Raw genomic sequence first — 19,606 nt, forward strand, 5'->3', positions numbered from 1 at the left:
ACTGTTACCTATGTATCCGGTTCAAAGTGTTACCCATCTATCGGCTGGACACCGGCAGGCGGATGAGGGGCAGCGCCAAGTCTTGAGATTGTCTTTTCAGCCACAAAGCCTGCGGGTGCGGGGATCGCCGAAGTCGGCGCCGCCCCTCATCCGCCCTTCGGGCACCTTCTCCCCGTATAGAGACGGGGAGAAGGAAAGATCAAGCCTCCCCGAACACCCGCTTGAAGATCGTGTCGACATGCTTGGTGTGATAGCCGAGATCGAATTTCTCGCGGATATCTGCTTCAGATAGCGCGGCCGTCACGTCTTTGTCGGCAAGCAGTTCCTCGAGGAAATCGGCGCCGTGCTCCCAGACCTTCATGGCGTTGCGCTGCACCAGGCGGTAGGAGTCCTCGCGTGACAGGCCCGCCTGCGTCAGTGCCAGCAGCACACGCTGGGAGTGCACCAGCCCGCGGAACTTGTTGAGGTTCTTCTCCATGTTCTCGGGGTAGACGAGCAGCTTGTCGACGACGCCGGTAAGGCGCGCCAGCGCGAAGTCCAGCGTCACCGTTGCGTCCGGCCCGATCATGCGCTCGACCGAGGAATGCGAAATGTCACGCTCGTGCCAGAGCGCCACGTCTTCCATGGCCGGCAGCGCCATCGAACGCACCATGCGGGCAAGGCCGGTTAGGTTCTCGGTCAGCACCGGGTTGCGCTTGTGCGGCATCGCCGACGAGCCCTTCTGCCCCGGCGAGAAATACTCTTCCGCTTCCAGCACTTCGGTGCGCTGCAGATGGCGGATCTCGACGGCGAGGCGTTCGACCGAGGAGGCGATGACGCCGAGCGTTGCAAAGAACATGGCGTGGCGGTCGCGCGGGATGACCTGCGTCGATACCGGCTCCGGCTTCAGCCCAAGCTTTGCCGCCACATGCTCTTCGACATAAGGCTCGATGTTGGCGAAAGTGCCGACCGCGCCGGAAATGGCGCAGGTGGCGATGTCCTCCCGCGCATGCACCAGCCGCTCGCGGCAGCGCGAGAATTCGGCATAGGCCTGCGCCAGCTTGACGCCGAAGGTGGTCGGCTCGGCATGGATGCCGTGGCTGCGGCCGATGGTGACGGTGTCCTTGTGCTCGAAAGCACGGCGCTTCAGCGCCGCGAGCAGGGCGTCGATGTCGGCAAGCAGGATGTCGCTGGCCCGCGTCAACTGCACGGCAAGACAGGTGTCGAGCACGTCCGACGACGTCATGCCCTGGTGAATGAAGCGGGCATCCGGTCCGACGAATTCGGCAAGATGGGTCAGGAAAGCGATGACGTCATGCTTGGTGACGCGCTCGATCTCATCGATCTTGGCGACGTCGAATTTGGCCGCGCCGCCTTTCTCCCAGATGGTCCTTGCCGCTTCCTTCGGAATGACGCCTAACTCGGCCAGCGCATCGCAGGCATGCGCCTCGATCTCGAACCAGATGCGGAAGCGGGTTTCGGGCGACCAGATGGCGACCATTTCCGGCCGGGAATAGCGAGGGATCATCCGTTTTTTGAGTCCTGATGGGAAAAGCGTTGGCCGCGTCCTAACAGAGGCGGGCCCGATGCTCAACGCCGCTGCCGCGCAAACCAGATACTTGCCGCGACAAGCGCTGCAAAACCCAGCGGAAAATAGAGCCGCAGGCCGAGCACGACGAACTGATAGAGCGCGGTCAGCATGGTGAAGGCGAATTCAAACGCCCAGGTCAGCGTGAACGCCGGCGCGTGCCATTCGGCATAGTAGGAGCGATATTGCAGCGCGAACAGGCCGCCGGTGAAGGCGAGCGTTGCCGTCAGAAGCGACACGAATGCCGCGGCGAAGGCTGTTTCCCAAAGACGGCCGCGGGAAACCAGTCTGGCCAGCATCAATCCAACCGGGAAGGCAAGCACGCCGCCTAAACCATAAAGCAGCGCCACGAAACGGATCCTGTCGGGCGTCTCCCAGGCGGCCAGCAGAAGATTTGCCAGCGCACTCGCACCCATGGCGGCGCCCCAGAGCAAAGTTCCAACAACAGCCTCGCTTGCCGACGGAGCGGCGGCGCGCAACCGATCCGTGAGACCGTGGCGCAAGGGAACTTGCTGCAGCGGCATCATGGGCGGCAAGCCGTATCGCGCGTCGGGTGGCCGGGCAGGCTGGGCGTCATCTGCATGACATCTGTCTCATCAGCGTCATGCGTATCACGCCATGGTGAACGAGACGTGCCGTGCGATGCATCCAATCCGGCGTTCATTTGTTATTGTCGGCCGTCTCGCATCCGAAAGGGCAAATCGCCATCCAGTGGAGGACCAGCATGAGCACCGACATCAGCAAGATACGCGGACATATGGAAGTGATCGGCGCCGATGGCGTCCATATCGGCACCGTCGACAAGGTCGAGGGTGACCGGATCAAGCTGACCAGGGCTGACAGCGGCATGGGCTCGCACAAGGGCCATCACCACTACATTTCGCTTGCCCTGGTCGCGGAGATCGACGGGCAGAAGGTATGGCTCTCCGCGAATTCCGATGTTGCGGTCACCTTCGAGGAAGAGAAATCCGATCCGACTTGATTAGCCGTCAACGCGACGACCAGACCGGAAACAGGTCGCCGTTCGCGGGTGTCGCGGCATATACGCCGCGGCTGATCGCGCGCGCCATGGTCGCGCCGGCCGCCGCGAACAGGTCGATCGCGGCGTCGGCGCCGAGTTCGATGCCGCTCGTGCCGGTCGCCAGCGCAAACACCAGATCGCCGTCGGCCGGCGTATGCGTCGGCCAGATGGCGCGGGCGAAGCCGTCATGCGCCGAAATCGCCAGCCGCTTGGCCGCGGCCTTGGTCATGACGGCGTCCGTGGCGATGACGGCGATGGTGGTGCTGGCGGCTTCCCCATGCCCGCCGACGCGCCTGTCGCGGTATTTCAGCAGGATCTTCCTGGCCTCTTCGGGCATCGGCGCGGGATAACCCAGGCCGCCGAACTCGTCGCCGATCTCGAAGGGTGCTGCCCAAAAATGGCGGCTGCGGCCGACCGTCGCCGAGCCGGTCGGGTTGACGGCGGCGAGGGCGCCAATGGTGACGCCGCTGTCGAGCACAGTCGAGGCGGAGCCCAGCCCGCCTTTCAGCCCCGAGGTCAGCGCGCCGGTGCCGGCGCCAGCCGTGCCGATTTCGAAATCCACTGTCGCCGCCTGGACAGCCTCATAGCCGAGGTCGCGATAGGGCGGATAACGCCCCCAATCCTTGTCGCCGCCATTGCGCAGGTCGAACAGGATCGCGGCCGGCACGATCGGCACGCGGAAGCCACCCACCTCGACACCGATGTTTTTCTCGCGCAGCGCCGCCTGCACGCCGGAGGCGGCATCGAGACCGAAGGCGGAGCCGCCGGACAGGACGACGGCATGGATCGTCGCGATCGAATTCTGCGGCTCGAGCAGATCGGTCTCGCGCGTGCCCGGCGCGCCGCCCAGCACCTGGAAACCGGCCACCGCAGGCTCATCGCACATCACCACCGTGACGCCGGATTTCAACTTGCTATCGGCTGTATTGCCGACACGAAGGCCGGCAACGTCGGTGATGAGGTTGCGCGGTCCGGTGCGGAACATCACTTGTCCTCCAGCGGCACGAAATGCGTGCCGTCGAAGCGGAAGACGCGGAACGGGTTCTGGCTGAGGTCGCCCTTGTCGTCGAAGCGAACGGTGCCGATCGCGGTGGTGAAATCATGGCTGGTCAGCGCATCGGCGAGTGGCTGGCCGGAGCTTTCCGCGCCAGCCAGCGCGGCCTTGGCGACCTCGACCGCCGCATAGGCCGGCAGCGTGTAGCCGTCGGGCACGATGTTCTTCGCGGCGAAAGCCTGCACCACGTTGGGATCGGCGACCTCCGACCATTCCGGTGGGGCGATCATCAGTGTGCCGACGGTGTAGGGCACATCGCCCTGCGGCGTACGCAGGTTCTCGCCGCCGGCAAAGGTGATGCCGGCATCGAGCTGGGCGGCGTCGCGGCCCATGATGGCGATGTCGTCGCCGTCGCCGCCGGCGAACACCTTTGTCGCGCCGGCCTTCTTCAGCCGGCCGACCAGTCCGATCTGGTTGTCGAGCTGCGGCCGGAACGTGTCGACGAAGACAGGTTTCAGCGCCGCCTGCTCGGCCGCGGCGCGAAAGGTCTCGGCCATCTCGCGACCATAGATGGTGCCGTCGTCGACGATGGCGAACAGGTCGTCGCGCCAGAGCTGGGTGAGCTTGGCGGCGACCGCGTTGCGCTCATCGTCGCCGCGCGCGCCGAGCCGGTAAACCGGCCAGCCGGTCTTGGCGCGCCGGTCGGTCAGGCTTTCGGTGCGCACGCCGACGGTGATCACCGGTATGTTGGCGTCCTTCAGGATCGGCAGCGCCGCCTCGATCGCCTCTGTGCACAGGAAGCCGACCACGACATTGGCCTTGGCGTCGACGAATTCCCTTGCCGCCGCGGCGCCGCCCTCGGCGGTGCAGGCATCGTCGACGGCCTTGAACGCGATGCCGTTTGCCTCGGCTGCCAGGCCGGCGCCGGCCTCGACCTGCTTGCCGAGGATCGCCGATGGGCCGGAAAGCGGCGCGGCAACGCCGACCAGCGTCTCGGCGTCAGCGTTCGCTGCCAGCCAAAACAACGCGGCTATCGCCGTCGTCAGCGTGGCTATTGTCGTCGTCAGAAGGCGCATTCGGGCGAAGAGGTCCTCCGTGCCGGGCGTATGGTTCCGACACTATTCCAGGAAAGACCTAAAGGCTGGCTAAGCGCCGCGCAACACGCGAATTTGCGGATTGCAGTCAAGCACTTCGCCCGTGCTATGCAACTTGTGGCGTGCAATATGCCGCCATATATAACGAACTGGTTCCGACAGGTGGATTATCGGGTGCTGAAGATCAATGATATCGGGCCGCAGCACTATCGCGATGCGATGGCGCATTTTGCCGGCCATGTGCATGTGGTGACGACGGACGGGCCCGGCGGCAAGAGGGGCGCGACGGTGATCGCGGCCTGTTCCGTTTCGGACACGCCGCCGACGGTGCTGGTTTGCCTCAACCGCGAGAACGCCAAGAACGAAGCTTTCGTCAAGAACGGCAAGTTCGCGCTCAACACGCTCGCATCGGACCAGGAAGCCGTCTCGGTCGGCTTTTCGGGCGTCACCGGCCTGCCGGCGGAGGAGCGCTTTGCGCTTGCCGAGTGGGATGTGATCTCGACCGGCGCGCCGACGCTGAAAGGCGCCCTTGCCGTGTTCGACTGCGAGATCATCGACAGCAAGGATTTAGCCACTCACCGTGTGCTTTTTGGCAAGGTGACAGGCCTGCGCATCGGCGATAATTTGCGGCCGCTGATCTACCACAACCGCGGCTACCATTTTCTTTGAAACGGGCAAGCGGGATCCACGGAGACAAGATGACCGCGCCGCGCCCCGCGCCGAAATCGATCGACGAAACGCTCGATCTTTTGACCGGCGCGGATTATGTCGCGGACCGTTCGCTGGCGACCGTGCTGTTTTTATCGCTGCGCATGAAGCGCCCCTTGTTCCTCGAAGGCGAGGCGGGTGTCGGCAAGACCGAGATCGCCAAGGTGCTGGCCGACGCGCTCGGCCGCCGGCTGATCCGCCTGCAATGCTATGAAGGGCTCGACGTATCCTCGGCCGTCTATGAATGGAATTATGCCGCGCAGATGATCGAGATCCGCATGGAGGAGGCGGCCGGCAAGGTCGTGCGCTCCGACATGGAGCGGAACGTCTTTTCCGAGAAATACCTGATCCGCCGACCGGTGCTCGATGCGCTGACCGGCAAGGCGGGTGCGGCGCCGGTGTTCCTCATCGACGAACTGGACCGCACGGACGAAGCGTTCGAGGCGTTCCTGCTCGAAATCCTGTCGGACTTCCAGGTGACCGTCCCGGAGCTCGGCACGATCAAGGCGGAAGAGCCGCCGATCGTCATCATCACAACCAACCGCACGCGCGAGATCCACGACGCGCTGAAGCGTCGCTGCCTCTATCATTGGGTCGATTACCCGAATGCCGAGCGCGAGCTGGAGATCGTGCGTCGCAAGGTGCCGCAGGCGAACCGCCGGCTCTCGGCGGAGGTCGTGTCTTTCATCCAGAAGCTGCGCCAGGTCGAGCTGTTCAAGGCGCCCGGCATCGCCGAAACCATCGATTGGGCCGGCGCGCTGACCGAACTCGACAAGGTGGCGCTGGATCCGGAGACAGTGTCGGACACGATCGGCGTGCTTTTGAAATACCAGGACGACATCGCCCGTATCGGCGAGGGCGAGGGCCGGCGCATCCTCAATGAGGTGAAGGCCGAGCTTTCGGCGGCGGAGTAGGCACGATGCCGTCGCCGCATTTGGAACCCAGAGAGGCGGTGGCGGATGGGCGCATCGCCGACAACATCGTCTATTTCGCCCGCGCCTTGCGCAAGGCCGGCATGCGCGTTGGCCCGGCCTCGGTGAAAGACGCCATCGAGGCGGTGCTCGCCGCCGGCATCGGCTCGCGCGATGATTTCTATTGGACGCTGCATGCGGTGCTCGTCTCGCGGCACGAGGATCATCCGGTCTTCGACGAGGCCTTCCGCCTGTTCTGGAAATCGCGAGAGCTGATCGAGAAGCTGCTGGCGATGTTTTCGCCGGTCGCGCCTGACGACCGCGAGAAGCAGAAGCCGCGGGCGGCCGAGAACCGCGTCAGCCAGGCGATGTTCGAAGGCCATCGGAAGAACCAGCCCGTGCGCGAAGTGCCGGAGATCGAAGTCGATGCGCGCCTCACCTTTTCCGGTAACGAGGTGCTGCGCGCCAAGGATTTTGCCCAGATGGATGCGGCGGAGATGGCCGAAGCCAAAAAGGCGATCGCGGGCTTGCGCCTGCCCTTCGATCTGATCCGCACGCGGCGCTTCAAGGCCGCCGCGCAGGGGCGCCGCATCGATCCGCGCGCCATGATGCGCTCGGCCGCCCGCACCGGCGGTGAGCTTATCCTGCCAAAATTCCGGTCGCCGCGCGAAGTGCATCCGCCACTGGTGGTGCTGGCCGACATTTCCGGCTCGATGAGCCAGTACACGCGCATCTTCCTGCATTTCCTGCACGCATTGACGGAAAAGCGCCGGCGCGTGCATGCCTTCGTCTTCGGCACGCGGCTGACCAACCTGACCCGTCAGATGCGCCATCGCGATCCGGACGAGGCGCTGGCCGATTGCTCGGCGGCGGTGAAGGACTGGTCGGGCGGCACCCGCATCGGCGACACGCTCGCCGAGTTCAACCGGTTGTGGTCGCGGCGCGTGCTGGGGCAGGATGCGGTGGTGCTTCTCATAACCGACGGGCTGGAGCGCGACGACGTCACCGGGCTTTCGCAGGAGGTGGAGCGGCTGCATAAATCCTGCAGGCGGCTGATCTGGCTCAATCCGCTGTTGCGCTTCGGCGGGTTCGAGGCGCGCGCCCGCGGCGTCAAGGCGATGCTGCCGCATGTCGACGAGTTCCGGGCAGTGCACAATCTCGATGCGCTGGCCGATCTTTGCGCCTCTCTCGACCAGCGGCCGGCTGCTTCGGTCGATCCGCGCCGCTGGCTGCGAACTGGCGGGAGGCAGGCCGCGTAGCCATATGTTCGTGAGGGGGAAACTAAAGTTTTCCTTGAAAAACAGACTTTGTGAGAAGCGACGATGGATGAGAGCATTTATCTCGATGAGGCCCGCGATCCCCTGATCATCGCGGAAGGCTGGATGAAGGACGGCAAGGATGTCGCCATCGCGACCGTGGTCGAGACCTGGGGGTCGGCGCCGCGTCCGGTCGGCAGCCATCTGGTCATCGACGCCGATGGGAATTTCCATGGCTCGGTCTCCGGCGGTTGTGTCGAGGGCGCCGTGGTGACCGAGGCGATCGACGTCATCGATTCGGGCAAGGCGAAGATGTTGGAGTTCGGCGTCGCCGACGAAACCGCCTGGCAGGTTGGCCTTTCCTGCGGCGGCCGCATCAAGGTCTATGTCGAGCGGCTGGGCTGATCATCGTGGATCCGTATGTCCTGAAGACGCTCAACGAAGAACGCCGCGCCCGCCGCGCCGCGGTGCTTGTCACCGATCTTGGCGACGGCCGAGACCGCATCGTGCGCGAGGGCGACCATGTTGCGGGCGATCTCGGGGCGGCAATCGCCAACGCGTTCCGCACCGGAAATTCGCGGTCGGTGGAGGCGGAAGGGCGGACCTTCTTTCTCAACGCGCATCTGCCGCGCCCACGTCTCGTGGTGATCGGCGCCGTGCATATCAGTCAGGCGCTGGCGCCGATGGCCAGGATCGCCGGCTATCCGGTCGAGATCATCGATCCGCGCACCGCCTTCGCCACCCCGGAACGCTTTCCCGATGTCGCGCTGCATGCCGAATGGCCGCAGGATGTGCTGAAGCGCGCGCCGCTCGACAGCTATACGGCGCTTGCCGCCGTCACCCACGATCCGAAGATCGACGATTTCGCGCTGAAGGCGGCGCTCGACGCACGGTGCTTCTATGTCGGGGCGCTCGGCAGCCGCAAGACCCACGCCAAGCGTATCGAACGCCTGCTGGCGCTCGGCGCCGGCGCCGACCAGATCGCCCGCATCCACGCGCCGATCGGCCTCGATATCGGTGCTGCCAGTCCGGCCGAGATCGCCGTCGCCGTCCTTGCGCAGACCATCCACGCCTTCCGCTCGCGCGGTCTCGAAGCGAAAGGCGCCGTGGCGTGAAATTCGGACCGGTTCCGATCGATGAGGCGGAAGGGGCGGTGCTGGCGCATGCGACCGCCGCCGGCGAAAAACGGTTCCGCAAGGCGCACCGGCTGAGCCGTGAGGACGTCGCGGCGCTCAAAGCCGCGGGCATCGGTGAAGTCGTCGCCGCGGTTCTTGCCAAGGACGATCTCGGCGAGGATGCCGCCGCCGCGACGATCGCGGCCGCCATGAGCCACCGCAACATCGAGGTCAAGCCGGCCGCGACCGGGCGGGTGAATTTGCATGCGGGAGCCGCAGGCGTCTTTACCGTCGACGCCGGAATGATCGACGCCATCAATGCCGTCGACCCGGCCATCACCATCGCCACGCTGGCGCAGCATGCGCCGGTCGAGAAGGGCCAGATGGTGGCGACTGTGAAGATCATCCCCTTTGCCGTCGCCGCAAGCCTGGTGGACAACGTGGCGAGGATCTGCGCCGGCCGCGAGATCTTTGCCGTCAACGCCTATCGCCCCATCACCGTCGGCGTCATCCAAACGGTGCTTCCCGGCGTCAAGCCGAGCGTGCTCGACAAGACGCTGCGCGTCACCGAGGCGCGGCTGGCGCGTTCCGGCGGCCGGCTGACGGCCGAACGGCGCACGCCGCACGAGATTGCGCCAGTCGCGGCGGCCGCAACCCAGCTGGCGCGCGACAACGACATGGTGGTGATCTTTGGGGCATCGGCGATGAGCGACTTCGCCGATGTCGTGCCGGCTGCGATCGAGCGCGCAGGCGGTACAGTCGTCCGCGCGGGCATGCCGGTCGATCCCGGCAATCTGCTGGTGCTGGGAACGCTCGACGGCAAGCGCGTCGTCGGCGCGCCGGGATGCGCGCGCAGCCCGAAGGAGAATGGCTTCGACTGGGTGCTCGATCGCCTGGTTGCCGGGCTCGAGGTGACGGCAGGCGATATTGCCGGCATGGGTGTCGGCGGGCTTTTGATGGAAATCCCGACCAGGCCGCAGCCGCGCGAACCGGCGCCGCAGCCGGCAAGATCGGCGCTGAAAGTCGACATCGTGCTTCTGGCCGCCGGCCGTTCGAGCCGCATGGGCGGGCCGAACAAGCTTCTGGCGCTGTTCGACGGCGAGCCGCTGGTGCGCCGCACCGCCGGGCGTGCACTGGGCTCGAAGGCCGCCGGCACCATCGTCGTCACCGGCCATCAGCGCGAGCGCGTGCGTTCGGCGCTTGGCGGTCTCAGCGTAATATTTGTGGACAATCCCGATTTCGTCGACGGCCTTGCCTCGTCGTTGAAGACAGGCATCGCGAAGGTCGCGACCGATGCGGCCGGCGCCATGATCGTGCTTGGCGACATGCCCGGCGTTTCGTCGACGGACCTTGATAGCCTGATCGATGCGTTTCGCCGCGCCGGCGGTCACGCCGTGGTCCGCGCCTCGCATCAGGGCAAGCGCGGCAATCCGGTGCTTTTGCCGCGATCGCTTTTCGCGGCCGTCGCGCAACTCGAGGGCGATACCGGGGCGCGGCATCTGGTCGAAGCCGAGGGTCTCGACGTCATCGATGTCGAGATCGGGCAGGGCGCCTCGATCGATGTCGACACGCGCGAGGCGCTGGAAGGGGCGGGCGGCGTTCTGCAGGATTGACAAAGCGGAGCCGAATTTCGCATGGCTCTCGGCATGGCTTTCCGTTTCCGACTTTTCTTCGCCCTGATCGCCGCGACAGCGCTTTCCCTTTCGGCCGCCGAGGGGCAAACGCTTTCGCTAAAATCGTTCAAGGACGATCTGTTCGCTTATCCGGCGACGCTGTCGACGAGCGATAACGGCGCCTACACCGTCCTCGACTATCGCGAAATGCGCGACATCAACCAGCGCGACGAGGTGCCGGAAAGGCGCGTGCATGCGCAATATACCGACCCCAGGGTGCGCAAGGTGCAGCAGGACCTGATGCTGAAGACCGACGCCGGCGATATCAGGCATGTCGCGGTCGGCAGGACGCAAGGCGCTTCCATCATCGTGCTCTACCTGCACGGACAGGGCGGCAGCCGCAAGCAAGGCGTTGACGACTTCACCTTCGGCGGCAATTTCAACCGCATCAAGAACCTGATGGCCGCCAACAACGGTCTCTATCTTTCGCCCGATTTCCCCGATTTCGGCGACAAGGGCGCGGCGCAGGTCGCGGCGTTGATCGATCGCTATGCGGAGCAATCGCCGGGCGCGAAAATCTTCGTCGCCTGCGGCTCGATGGGCGGCATGATCTGCTGGAAGCTCGCCGCGCGCAAGGATACGGGCGGCCGCGTCAACGGCCTGCTGCTGCTCGGTTCGCTATGGGACGACAGTTTCCTCACCAGCCCCGCCTTCAGGCGCCGCGTGCCGGTGTTCTTCGGCCAGGGCAGCCATGACGTGGTCTTCCCGGTGGAGAAGCAGGAAGCCTTCTTCCGCTCAATCCTCGCCAGGAAGTCTTATCCGACCCGCTTCGTGCGCTTCGAGACCGGCACGCACGGCACGCCGATCCGCATGGTCGACTGGCGCGGCACGCTCAACTGGATGCTGACGAAGGCGCCCTGACTCTTCCGCGAGGCTCAAGGCGCCGTGTTGTAATCGATGACGGTCTGCGGATTTTGCTCGCCGTCATAGGATGCATCGACGTCATACTGGACGAGCGAGAAATCGCCATTGCGAAACAGGTAGGTTCCCGATGACGAGGCATCCCCCACACCACGCCATTTGTCGGATGTGGTGATGGTTTTTGTGTTGTCGTCATAGTCCGAGTTGGTCGCCCAGCCGCTGGTCTTGAACCCGATGATGTGGATCGATTCGACCTTGCCTTCGCTGTTGTTGTTCTCGTAGCGGATGTCGAGCTCCGGCTCGGTGAACTGCAACTGTGAGACGCCGTTGACGTCGTCGGCGACGTAGTAGACCGCCGTCTCGTTGTAGGCGGCCATCGAGCAGAAGAAGCGGAACAGCCGCGTCTCGCGCTCCGGGTCGTTGGGCTGGGCGTCCTTGTCCCTGTAATGGATCGAATGAGCCTCGGGCTCGCCGATCGGCTTGCCGTCCGGATCTTGCTTGTCGCACTGGTCGCCATAGGTGGCGAGGAAGGCCTTCTTGGCCTGCTCCAGCGCTGCGTCCTTCTTCGGCGGCGGCGGACCGTCGCCGCAGCTAGCCGGCACGGCGCTGTTGAAATCCTCGGTCGAGGGTTTCAGGGCGCCCTTGTCGATGAAGATCGGCTGAAAGGGCGGTTCCTGGATCTGCGCATTGACCTGGCGGACCGTGTAGCAGCCGGCGAAGACCTTGGCGTCGCCCTTCTTGTCGGTCGCCTGGATGGCGACCGGGACGCTGTAATAGATGCTGCCGGCAGCGCCGTCCTCCGAGACGGCGCCAGTCTTGACTTCGACGCTGCCGGTGCCGTCGTAACCCTTGACGAAGGCGTTGAAATCCTTTGCCGGCTTCGTATCGCCAAAATAACCCCAGGCGCGGGCGAATTCGTGGCGGTTGATAGCGCTATAAAGCGAGCGGACGACCGCATCGGCGCTTGATCGGTCGTCGATATAGGGCGCATCCGCCGCAGGCGCGGAATGTGTGAAGCCGGCCAGTGAGAAAAAGACAATCGCTGCGAAAGTGGCTCTTTTCATCGAATCCTCCGCTCGGTAACGAAAATACTACCACGGCGATTGCGGCGGCGCGGTGACGCCATGGGCAGGGCCGCTTGAAGAATCGTGGCGGGAGGCGCTAGTTCACGGCCCGCGGCGCTGGGGCCGCGTGGGAGATACCCCGTGACCATTTCCATGTACGACATATCGGTGGGCGTGTTTTCGGCCAGGCTGAAAGCGCTGGCCAGCGTCTTGACGGCGGCGGAGCAGAATGCCGGCGAGCGCAAGATCGATCCGCAAGTGTTCCTCACCGCGCGGTTGGCGCCCGACATGTTCGCGCTGACCAGGCAGGTCCAGATCGCCACCGACCATGCCAAGGGCGCGCCGTCGCGGCTGGCCGGCCGCGAGGTGCCGAAATACGAGGACAATGAAGCGAGCTTTGCCGAGCTGCAGGCCCGGATCACCAAGGCGCTCGATCATCTGGCGACATTCGCGGCGGCCGATCTGGAAGGATCGGAAGACAGGACGGTCGAACTAAGGCTCGGCGGGCGCGAAGCCACGCTACCCGGCCTGCAGTACCTGCTGCATGTGGCGACGCCGAATTTCTATTTTCACGTCACAACCGCCTACGACATCCTGCGCCACAATGGCGTGCCGCTCGGCAAGCAAACTTTCCTCGGAAATCGCTGACCTTTGGATGGCTTGGAGGTTTCCCAGGCGTCCTGGGAAACCTCTTTGGTTCAGCTCAGCGGATCGACATCTCGCGCGCGATGCGCGGAAAATCCGCCGGCTTGATGCCGATATCGGCGCGGTCCGCATTGCTCATCGCGTTCAGAAGCGCGAGCGCCGAGCGGTAACGCTGGTGTTCCTGCGGCCGTGGCCGAGCGAACATTTCAGTGAAGAACCCCATGACTCAGTTGCCCCTGTTGGTCCTCCCGACATCACGATATAGGTGATTTGTTAAAATTGTGCAGTGCAGCAATTGCATGGCTGCCATGCCGCACGGAATTTTTTCCGCCACAATCGATTTTCCGTGAAACTTTTCGGTGGGCTCGACCGTACGCACTCGTGCCGGCACATGGCTGGCTTTTCCTCGCCACTCCTGGCGATCTTGCCGGACTGCACGAAGAGCAGTCCGGCTTTTTTATTTTCCGATGTCGTCTTGCCGGGCGGAAAAGCGGCAATTGTTAGCATCGCCAGCATTCATTTTTAACGAGAGGCTCCTATGTTTGGCGGCATCAATGCACGCCGTCACGACAGGGAGGTTGAGATCGGCACCGGGAACAAGCTCGATTTCGCTTCGTTGCTCGACGACCTGATCGTCGCCTCGGAGAAAGGCGAGGACGAGGGCGCCCGGCCCTCTATCCCGTTCGACTATCTGTCCGTGGCCGATGAACTGCATTCCGGCCGCATCAAGGTCGCCAGCGAGAGCGTCGCCGCCGAATATCGCGAGCAAGGCGCCGACCTTGCGGCCGAGTTCGCGGCACTTCTCGACCAGGCGAAACTGGCTCTTGCCGGCGAAGAGCACCGGCCGGAGGAAAAGCTGCCGCCGATCGATCCCGAAGCGATTGCCGGCGAGCTCGGCCTCGACCGCCCCGCCAAGAACGCCGATCTCGGCCGCATCCGCCGTAACTTCGCCTTCGCCAACCATCCGGACCGGGTCGCGCCGCATCTGCGCCAGCGCGCCATGATCCGCATGCAGGTGGCCAATATGCTGATCGACGAGGCCAAGCGGCGGGCGCTGGCCGGGGCGCGCCGCTAGCCGCGCAATTCACTCAAAAGTCGAAGACAGCGGGCTTGGAGAAACTCCGGCCTTTGCTTTATGCTTGAACTTCCTCCCCGCGCAGCTCGCGCAAAAACTCCCGCCGGAGACATTCCATGCATAAACGCCGCCTCGGTCGGACCGATCTCCTTGTTTCGCAAATCTGTCTCGGTTCGATGACGTGGGGCCAGCAGAACAGCGAGGCCGAAGGCCATGCGCAGATGGATCTGGCGTTCTCGCGCGGGGTGAATTTCATCGACACGGCCGAGCTTTACCCGATCCCGCCCAAGGCGGAGACGCAAGGGCGAACCGAGAAGACCATCGGCAGCTGGATGAAGGCCAACGGCAACCGCGACAAGGTCATCCTCGCCTCGAAGGTCGTCGGCCGCACCGCCAACGCGTGGTTCCGGGGCGATCGTCCGTCGAAGCTGGTGCGCGCCGACATTTTCGACGCGGTCGAGAAATCGCTGGCCAAGCTCGGCACCGACTATATCGACCTCTATCAGATCCACTGGCCGGACCGAGACATTCCGTGGGGCTCGAATCCGACGCGCGTTGGGGCAGTGGCGCGGCGCGCGGATGCGGCAGGCGCTCCGGGAGACGAGACGCCGATTGCCGAAACGCTCTCCGTCTTCGAGGAACTGGTGAGGGCGGGCAAGATACGCCATCTCGGCCTCTCGAACGAAAGCTCCTGGGGCGTCATGCGCTTCGTCTTCGAAGCGGAAAAGGGCGCGGGTCCGCGCATCGCCTCGCTGCAGAACGCTTACAGCCTCGTCAACCGCACCTTCGAGGTGAACCTTGCCGAGGTCTGCGAGCGCGAGGAGATCGCGTTTCTTCCCTATTCGCCGCTTGCACAGGGCTATCTCACCGGCAAATACAATCATGGCGCGCGACCGCAGGGCTCGCGCTCGCAGCTCTTCAATCGCGGCCAGCGCTACGAGACGCCGAATGCGGCGGAAGTGCTGCTGGAATACACCGAGCTGGCGCGCTCCTTCAGCATGGAGCCAGCACTTTTCGCCAACGCCTATGTGGCGAGCCGGCCCTTCGTGACCGCGAACATCGTCGGCGCGACCACGATCGCGCAGCTCGATATGGCGCTGTCCTCGGCCGACGTCAGCTGGACGGAAGAGATGCAGAAGGCGGTCGACGCCATCCATCAGCGTGTCGGCAATCCGTGCCCGTGATCGCGAATCGTTAAAAAACAAGGGGATGGACACGATGGCAGAGTTTCCGATCGAGGCCGTGCGCGGCAGATTTCCGGCGCTTTCGCTGGCCGATGACGGGCGCCGGCGCATCTATCTCGACAATCCCGCCGGCACGCAGGTGCCGCTGGCGGTGGCGGAGGCGGTGTCGCGCTGCCTGCTGTCGACCAATGCCAATCTCGGCGGTTTCTTCGCAACGACGCTCGCGGCGCAGCAAGTGGTCGACGAGGCGCATGCGGCGATGGCCGATTTCCTCAATGCCGCGAGCGCCGAGGAGATCGTCATCGGCGCCAACATGACGACGCTGACCTACCACATGTCGCGCACGCTCGGCCGCACGATGAAGGCCGGCGACGAGATCGTCGTCACGCGCATGGACCACGAGGGCAATGTTTCGCCATGGCTGCAACTTGCCGAGGATTTCGACCTGGTCGTGCGCTTCCTGCCGTTCGACGAGCGGAGCTGGCAGGTGGAGGAGGCGGCGCTCAAGGCGCTGCTTTCGGACAAAACGCGCCTTGTCGCGTTGAACTATGCCTCGAACCTCACTGGCTCGATCAATCGCGCGAAAGCGCTGACGGCGATCGCCAGGCAGGCCGGCGCGCTGGTCTATGTCGATGCTGTGCAATTCGCGCCGCACGGGCTGATCGACGTGCAGGAACTCGGCTGCGATTTCCTGATCTGCTCGGCCTATAAATTCTTCGGGCCGCATATGGGGATATTGTGGGGCCGCCGCGACGTCCTCGACGGTCTCGAGCCCTACAAATGCCGCTGCTCTTCGAACGTCCTGCCCGAGCGGTTCGAGCTTGGCACGCCGCAGATCGAGCTGATGGCCGGACTGACGGCGACAATCGACTATTTTGCAGATCTCGGCGCTGCCGCCGGCGAGGACGGCTCGCGGCGGCAGCGGATCGCCAAGGCCTTCGAGGTGTCGATCGCTTACGAGAACGCGCTGGCCTGGCAACTGATCGAAGGTCTGTCCGATATCGAAGGCCTGATCATCCATGGCATCACCGATCCGGAACGGCTTACCGAGCGGGTGCCGACCATTTCCTTCACCGTCGAAGGCATCGAGCCGGAAACGATCGTGCGGCAGATGAACGCCGAAAACATCTTCCTGTGGTCAGGCCACAACTATGCGTGGGAGGTCGTCCACCAGCTCGGCATACCCGCCGAGCAGGGCGTCGTGCGCATCGGCATCGCGCATTACAACACGGCGGCCGAGATCGAAGAGACGCTGGAAAGCGTGCACCGCGTGATCGCGATGCTGCGGCAACAGCATTTCTAAGGCTGTCTAACCCTGCTTGTCGCCGAAGCCGGTCAGGAAAGCGGTGAGGTTGTCGCCAAGCGCGTCGCAGAGATAGCCGCCTTCCTGGACGATGACCGTCGGCAGGCCAAGTCCGGCTATCGCTTCGCCGATGCGCGAGAAGCCCGGCGTCGTCACCGACAGGCCGCCGAACGGATCGCCCTCGAATGCGTCGAGGCCGAGTGCGACGACCAGCGCTTCCGGCGCGAAGGCGCGGATGCGCTGGAAGGCTGCGGCAAGCGCTTCGAGAAAGGCTGCGTCGCCGGATTTGCGCGGCAGCGGCAGGTTGAGATTGTAGCCGAGGCCGGGGCCTTCGCCGCGCTCGTCGGCATGTCCCCAGAAGAACGGGTAGAAGCGCACCGGATCGGCGTGCAGCGAGACGGTCAGCACGTCGGGGCGGGCGTAGAAGATGCCTTGCGTGCCGTTGCCGTGGTGCAGGTCGACATCGAGGATGGCGACGCGCGCAGCGCTCTTGCTCAGCACCTGTGCGGCGACGGCCGAATTGTTGATGAAGCAGAAGCCGCCGGCGACATCGGCGAAGGCGTGATGGCCCGGCGGACGGCACAGCGCATAGGCCGACGGTGCTCCAGCCATCACCGCTTCAGCGGCCTCCACCGCGCTCCAGGCGCTCCACAGCGCGCTGTTCCAGGTCTCGGCCGAGATCGGGCAGGCAGTGTCGGCCATGTGGTAGCCGGCCTGGCCGACAGCCGAGGCGGGATAGGAGCCGTTGCGGGCGATCGGGTGGATGTTCGGGATGACTTCCGCCGAGGCGCCTTCGATGCGCTGCCAGCGCGGAAAAATGTGCTCGAGGAAGTCGAGATATTCGGGCGTATGCACCGCCGCGATCGGTCCAAGCCCATGATTCCCTGGACGTTCGACCGTCAACCCGGCCGATATTGCGCCGGCTAATAATCTCTCGACCCGTTCCGGCTTTTCCGGGTTGGGCTGCGGCGCGCCGCTGGAGAGGAAAGCCTTGGGATCGTGGCGTTTCTGCTCTTCGGCGTAGAAGGTTTTCATCGTCATTCCTCCGGCATATCGGCAAAGGCGAAAAAGGCGTCGCCGACGATCTTCTGCACCTGCTCGTAGCTCGACCAGCCGATGCCCAGTCTTTCGTAGAAGGCCTTGGCGGTCTCGTTGTCGGTATCGACGGACAGCCTCAGATAGGCGCCGCCCGCCGCGCGGCATTCCTTGGCTACGCGTCGAAGCAGCTTTTCGCCGACCCGGCGGCCGCGAAAACGATCCTCGACATAAAGGTCTTGCACATAGACGCCGGGTCGGCCCATCCAGGTCGAGAAGATCGGGAAATACAGGCAAAGCCCGGCGAACTCGCCGTCGATCTCGGCGATCAGGGTCGAGAAAGCGGGCTTTTCGCCGAAGCCGTAGCGGCGGAGGTCGTCGGGTGTCGAGGTGATTTCCTGATGCGCGCCGATGTGGGTGCCGAGGCGCAGCAGGGCGGCGTGGATGGTTTCGACATCGTCAATGGTGCCGGGGCGGAGGACAATCGTGCTCACGACAAATACGGCGCCCAGGCACCCCCCTCTGTCCTGCCGGACATCTCCCCCGCATGGGGGGAGATTGGCAGTTTTGGCCTTGCCGCCAATTCTGCAGCGCTGAAAAATGGCGAAAGCGAAAAACACGGCTGATCTCCCCCCTTGCGGGGGAGATGTCCGGCAGGGCAGAGGGGGGTGCGAACGATCGCAAACATCTCAGGATGGCTCAAACGTTGCCCGGCCTCAGCCTTCCACCGGCAGATCGAGTTCCTCCGCCAGCGCCTCCAGCGAGTCGCCGATGATGGCGATCATCTCGGCGATCTGCTCGACTGTAATGATCATCGGCGGCGCCACCATGAAATTGTCGCCGTCGACACCGCCCTTGACCTTGCGGCCATAGATGATGAGGCCGCGCGCATAGGCGTGGTCGAGCAGGCGCTGCATCGCCTTGCTGGCCGGGTCGATCGGCTTCAGCGTCTCCGGATCGGCGACCATTTCGGCGCCGGTGAGCAGGCCCTTGCCGCGCACGTCGGCGATGAAGGGGAAGCGCTTTTGCAAGCCCTTCAACTCCGCCATCAGCACGTCACCCATGGCGGCGGCGTTGGCGATGAGATCGAGCCGGTCCATCTCGCCAAGCACGGCGAGGCCGGCGGCGCAGGCGAGCGGATTGCCGGCATAGGTGTGCCCATGCTGGAAGCCGCCCGAGGCAAGCAGCGGCTCGACCAGGCGCATGGGTGCTGCCAGAGCGCCGAGCGGCGCGTAGCCCGAGCCCAGTCCCTTCGAGAGTGCGACGATGTCAGGCCGGCAGTTCCAGTGGTCGCCGCCGAGGAACTTGCCTGTCCTGCCGGCGCCGCTCATCACCTCGTCATGGATCAGAAGGATGCCGTAGCGGTCGCAGATTTCGCGGATGCGCGGATAATAGCTGTCGGGCGCGACAAGGGCAGCCGTTGCCGCGCCCCCGATCGGTTCCATGATGAAGGCTAAAACGCTTTCCGGGCCTTCGGCGAGAATCTTCTCCTCCAGCATGTCGGCATAGCGGATGCCGCGCCGTTCCATCGTCAGGTTGTCGCGGTCGCGCCAGGCTGTGGGCGCAGGCACTGCCGGCATCGCCTTCATCATCGGCGTGAAGGTTTCGGCGAGCGCATCGTCGCCGGTGACGGAAAGCGAGCCCAGCGTGCCGCCATGATAGGACGGGAAGCGGGTGATCACCTTCCAGCGCTTGGGCTGGCCGGTGGCGACCGCCCATTGCCGGGCGAGCTTGATGCAGGATTCGGTCGCTTCCGAGCCGCCGGAAACGAAGAAGATGCGGTCCATGCCTTCGGGAAGCTTTCCGGCCAGTTCCCGTGCCAGGTCCTCGGCCGGCTCGTTCTCGAAATGCAGCCGGTAGGCAAAGGTGGTCTTGTCCATCTGCCGCTTCATGGCGTCGAGCACGTTGCGGTTGGAATGACCGATATTGGCGACCATCGGTCCGCTCGAGCCGTCGATGAAGCGGCGCCCATCCTGCGTCCAGAAATAGATGCCCTCGGCGCGATCGACGAGCGGCCGGCGCAGGCTGGACAGATAGAACAGATGCGATGGCGGCCGCGTTTCGATTTCGGGCGAGGGCTTGGCTTGCAGCTTCGACATG

Annotated in this window: 21 protein-coding genes; 12 read left to right on the forward strand and 9 right to left on the reverse strand. The window is 64.5% G+C overall.

The features are described 5' to 3' along the window. Positions 1-199: 199 nt before the first annotated feature. Together purB and FJ424_RS31795 are read right to left on the reverse strand one after the other, a co-directional pair. A complete protein-coding gene (gene purB / locus FJ424_RS31790) occupies positions 200-1,507 on the reverse strand; it encodes an adenylosuccinate lyase (RefSeq protein WP_140647495.1) in 1,308 nt (435 codons plus the stop codon). Between the two features lie 62 nt (positions 1,508-1,569). Then, a complete protein-coding gene (locus tag FJ424_RS31795; protein WP_140659852.1) occupies positions 1,570-1,983 on the reverse strand; it encodes a hypothetical protein in 414 nt (137 codons plus the stop codon). Between the two features lie 308 nt (positions 1,984-2,291). On the opposite strand from FJ424_RS31795, the gene FJ424_RS31800 reads away from it, so the two are divergent. Continuing rightward, complete coding sequence (locus FJ424_RS31800) at positions 2,292-2,549, forward strand: DUF2171 domain-containing protein (RefSeq protein ID WP_140647493.1); 258 nt, start codon at positions 2,292-2,294, stop codon at positions 2,547-2,549. Between the two features lie 7 nt (positions 2,550-2,556). Here the strand turns inward: FJ424_RS31800 and FJ424_RS31805 are convergent, their stop codons facing one another. Both FJ424_RS31805 and FJ424_RS31810 read right to left on the reverse strand, forming a co-directional pair. Continuing rightward, positions 2,557-3,573: a P1 family peptidase gene (locus tag FJ424_RS31805; RefSeq protein WP_140659851.1), complete on the reverse strand. Its 1,017-nt coding sequence runs from the start codon at positions 3,571-3,573 to the stop codon at positions 2,557-2,559. After that, complete coding sequence (locus FJ424_RS31810) at positions 3,573-4,658, reverse strand: branched-chain amino acid ABC transporter substrate-binding protein (protein WP_140659850.1); 1,086 nt, start codon at positions 4,656-4,658, stop codon at positions 3,573-3,575. The genes FJ424_RS31805 and FJ424_RS31810 overlap by 1 nt, the downstream gene beginning before the upstream one ends. Before the next feature lie 192 nt (positions 4,659-4,850). Between FJ424_RS31810 and FJ424_RS31815 the strand changes: the two genes are divergently transcribed. The 7 genes from FJ424_RS31815 to FJ424_RS31845 all read left to right on the forward strand — a co-directional run bounded on the left by FJ424_RS31815 (position 4,851) and on the right by FJ424_RS31845 (position 11,200). Next, entirely contained in the window at positions 4,851-5,345 is a 495-nt protein-coding gene (locus tag FJ424_RS31815; RefSeq protein ID WP_140659849.1) for a flavin reductase, read from the forward strand. A gap of 29 nt (positions 5,346-5,374) precedes the next feature. Further along, the gene (locus tag FJ424_RS31820) at positions 5,375-6,298 is read left to right on the forward strand and encodes a MoxR family ATPase (protein ID WP_140659848.1); all 924 of its coding nucleotides are present in this window, start codon (positions 5,375-5,377) and stop codon (positions 6,296-6,298) included. Between the two features lie 5 nt (positions 6,299-6,303). Continuing rightward, positions 6,304-7,554, forward strand: a complete 1,251-nt coding sequence (locus tag FJ424_RS31825) for a VWA domain-containing protein (RefSeq protein WP_140659847.1) — start codon at positions 6,304-6,306, stop codon at positions 7,552-7,554. A gap of 63 nt (positions 7,555-7,617) precedes the next feature. Continuing rightward, positions 7,618-7,956: an XdhC family protein gene (locus FJ424_RS31830; protein WP_140647488.1), complete on the forward strand. Its 339-nt coding sequence runs from the start codon at positions 7,618-7,620 to the stop codon at positions 7,954-7,956. Between the two features lie 5 nt (positions 7,957-7,961). Further along, positions 7,962-8,666 (forward strand): XdhC family protein, encoded by a 705-nt coding sequence (locus tag FJ424_RS31835; protein WP_140659846.1) that lies wholly within the window; start codon positions 7,962-7,964, stop codon positions 8,664-8,666. Beyond that, positions 8,663-10,279 carry a molybdopterin-binding/glycosyltransferase family 2 protein gene (locus FJ424_RS31840; RefSeq protein WP_140659845.1) on the forward strand — a complete coding sequence of 539 codons (1,617 nt, stop codon included), beginning with the start codon at positions 8,663-8,665 and terminating at the stop codon, positions 10,277-10,279. The genes FJ424_RS31835 and FJ424_RS31840 overlap by 4 nt, the downstream gene beginning before the upstream one ends. Positions 10,280-10,312: 33 nt before the next feature. Further along, positions 10,313-11,200, forward strand: coding sequence for an alpha/beta fold hydrolase (locus FJ424_RS31845; protein WP_140659855.1), 888 nt, complete (start codon positions 10,313-10,315; stop codon positions 11,198-11,200). 14 nt (positions 11,201-11,214) lie between these two features. On the opposite strand, the gene FJ424_RS31850 is transcribed toward FJ424_RS31845, so the two are convergent. Further along, a complete protein-coding gene (locus tag FJ424_RS31850) occupies positions 11,215-12,264 on the reverse strand; it encodes a DUF1176 domain-containing protein (protein ID WP_140659844.1) in 1,050 nt (349 codons plus the stop codon). A 141-nt stretch (positions 12,265-12,405) separates the two neighbouring features. Between FJ424_RS31850 and FJ424_RS31855 the strand changes: the two genes are divergently transcribed. After that, a complete protein-coding gene (locus FJ424_RS31855; protein ID WP_140659843.1) occupies positions 12,406-12,912 on the forward strand; it encodes a DUF1993 family protein in 507 nt (168 codons plus the stop codon). A 55-nt stretch (positions 12,913-12,967) separates the two neighbouring features. Here FJ424_RS31855 and FJ424_RS31860 read toward each other — a convergent pair whose 3' ends face one another. Continuing rightward, positions 12,968-13,132: a DUF1127 domain-containing protein gene (locus tag FJ424_RS31860; RefSeq protein WP_095765222.1), complete on the reverse strand. Its 165-nt coding sequence runs from the start codon at positions 13,130-13,132 to the stop codon at positions 12,968-12,970. Between the two features lie 393 nt (positions 13,133-13,525). Here FJ424_RS31860 and FJ424_RS31865 point away from each other — a divergent pair, with 393 nt between their 5' ends. The 3 genes from FJ424_RS31865 to FJ424_RS31875 all read left to right on the forward strand — a co-directional run bounded on the left by FJ424_RS31865 (position 13,526) and on the right by FJ424_RS31875 (position 16,471). Next, positions 13,526-13,984, forward strand: a complete 459-nt coding sequence (locus FJ424_RS31865; protein WP_140659854.1) for a hypothetical protein — start codon at positions 13,526-13,528, stop codon at positions 13,982-13,984. Between the two features lie 116 nt (positions 13,985-14,100). Continuing rightward, positions 14,101-15,168 carry an aldo/keto reductase gene (locus tag FJ424_RS31870; RefSeq protein ID WP_140659842.1) on the forward strand — a complete coding sequence of 356 codons (1,068 nt, stop codon included), beginning with the start codon at positions 14,101-14,103 and terminating at the stop codon, positions 15,166-15,168. Between the two features lie 34 nt (positions 15,169-15,202). Beyond that, positions 15,203-16,471, forward strand: a complete 1,269-nt coding sequence (locus tag FJ424_RS31875; protein ID WP_140659841.1) for a cysteine desulfurase-like protein — start codon at positions 15,203-15,205, stop codon at positions 16,469-16,471. A gap of 6 nt (positions 16,472-16,477) precedes the next feature. Here the strand turns inward: FJ424_RS31875 and FJ424_RS31880 are convergent, their stop codons facing one another. The 3 genes from FJ424_RS31880 to FJ424_RS31895 form a co-directional block, all read right to left on the reverse strand. Then, on the reverse strand, positions 16,478-17,506 hold the full coding sequence (locus tag FJ424_RS31880; protein ID WP_140659840.1) for a histone deacetylase family protein: 1,029 nt from the start codon (positions 17,504-17,506) through the stop codon (positions 16,478-16,480). Positions 17,507-17,508: 2 nt separating this feature from the next. After that, positions 17,509-18,000 carry a GNAT family N-acetyltransferase gene (locus FJ424_RS31885; protein WP_140659839.1) on the reverse strand — a complete coding sequence of 164 codons (492 nt, stop codon included), beginning with the start codon at positions 17,998-18,000 and terminating at the stop codon, positions 17,509-17,511. A 222-nt stretch (positions 18,001-18,222) separates the two neighbouring features. Next, positions 18,223-19,605 carry an aspartate aminotransferase family protein gene (locus FJ424_RS31895; RefSeq protein WP_140659983.1) on the reverse strand — a complete coding sequence of 461 codons (1,383 nt, stop codon included), beginning with the start codon at positions 19,603-19,605 and terminating at the stop codon, positions 18,223-18,225. Position 19,606: the final 1 nt, after the last annotated feature.

Source organism: Mesorhizobium sp. B3-1-8 (genome assembly GCF_006439495.1).
Classification (GTDB): domain Bacteria; phylum Pseudomonadota; class Alphaproteobacteria; order Rhizobiales; family Rhizobiaceae; genus Mesorhizobium.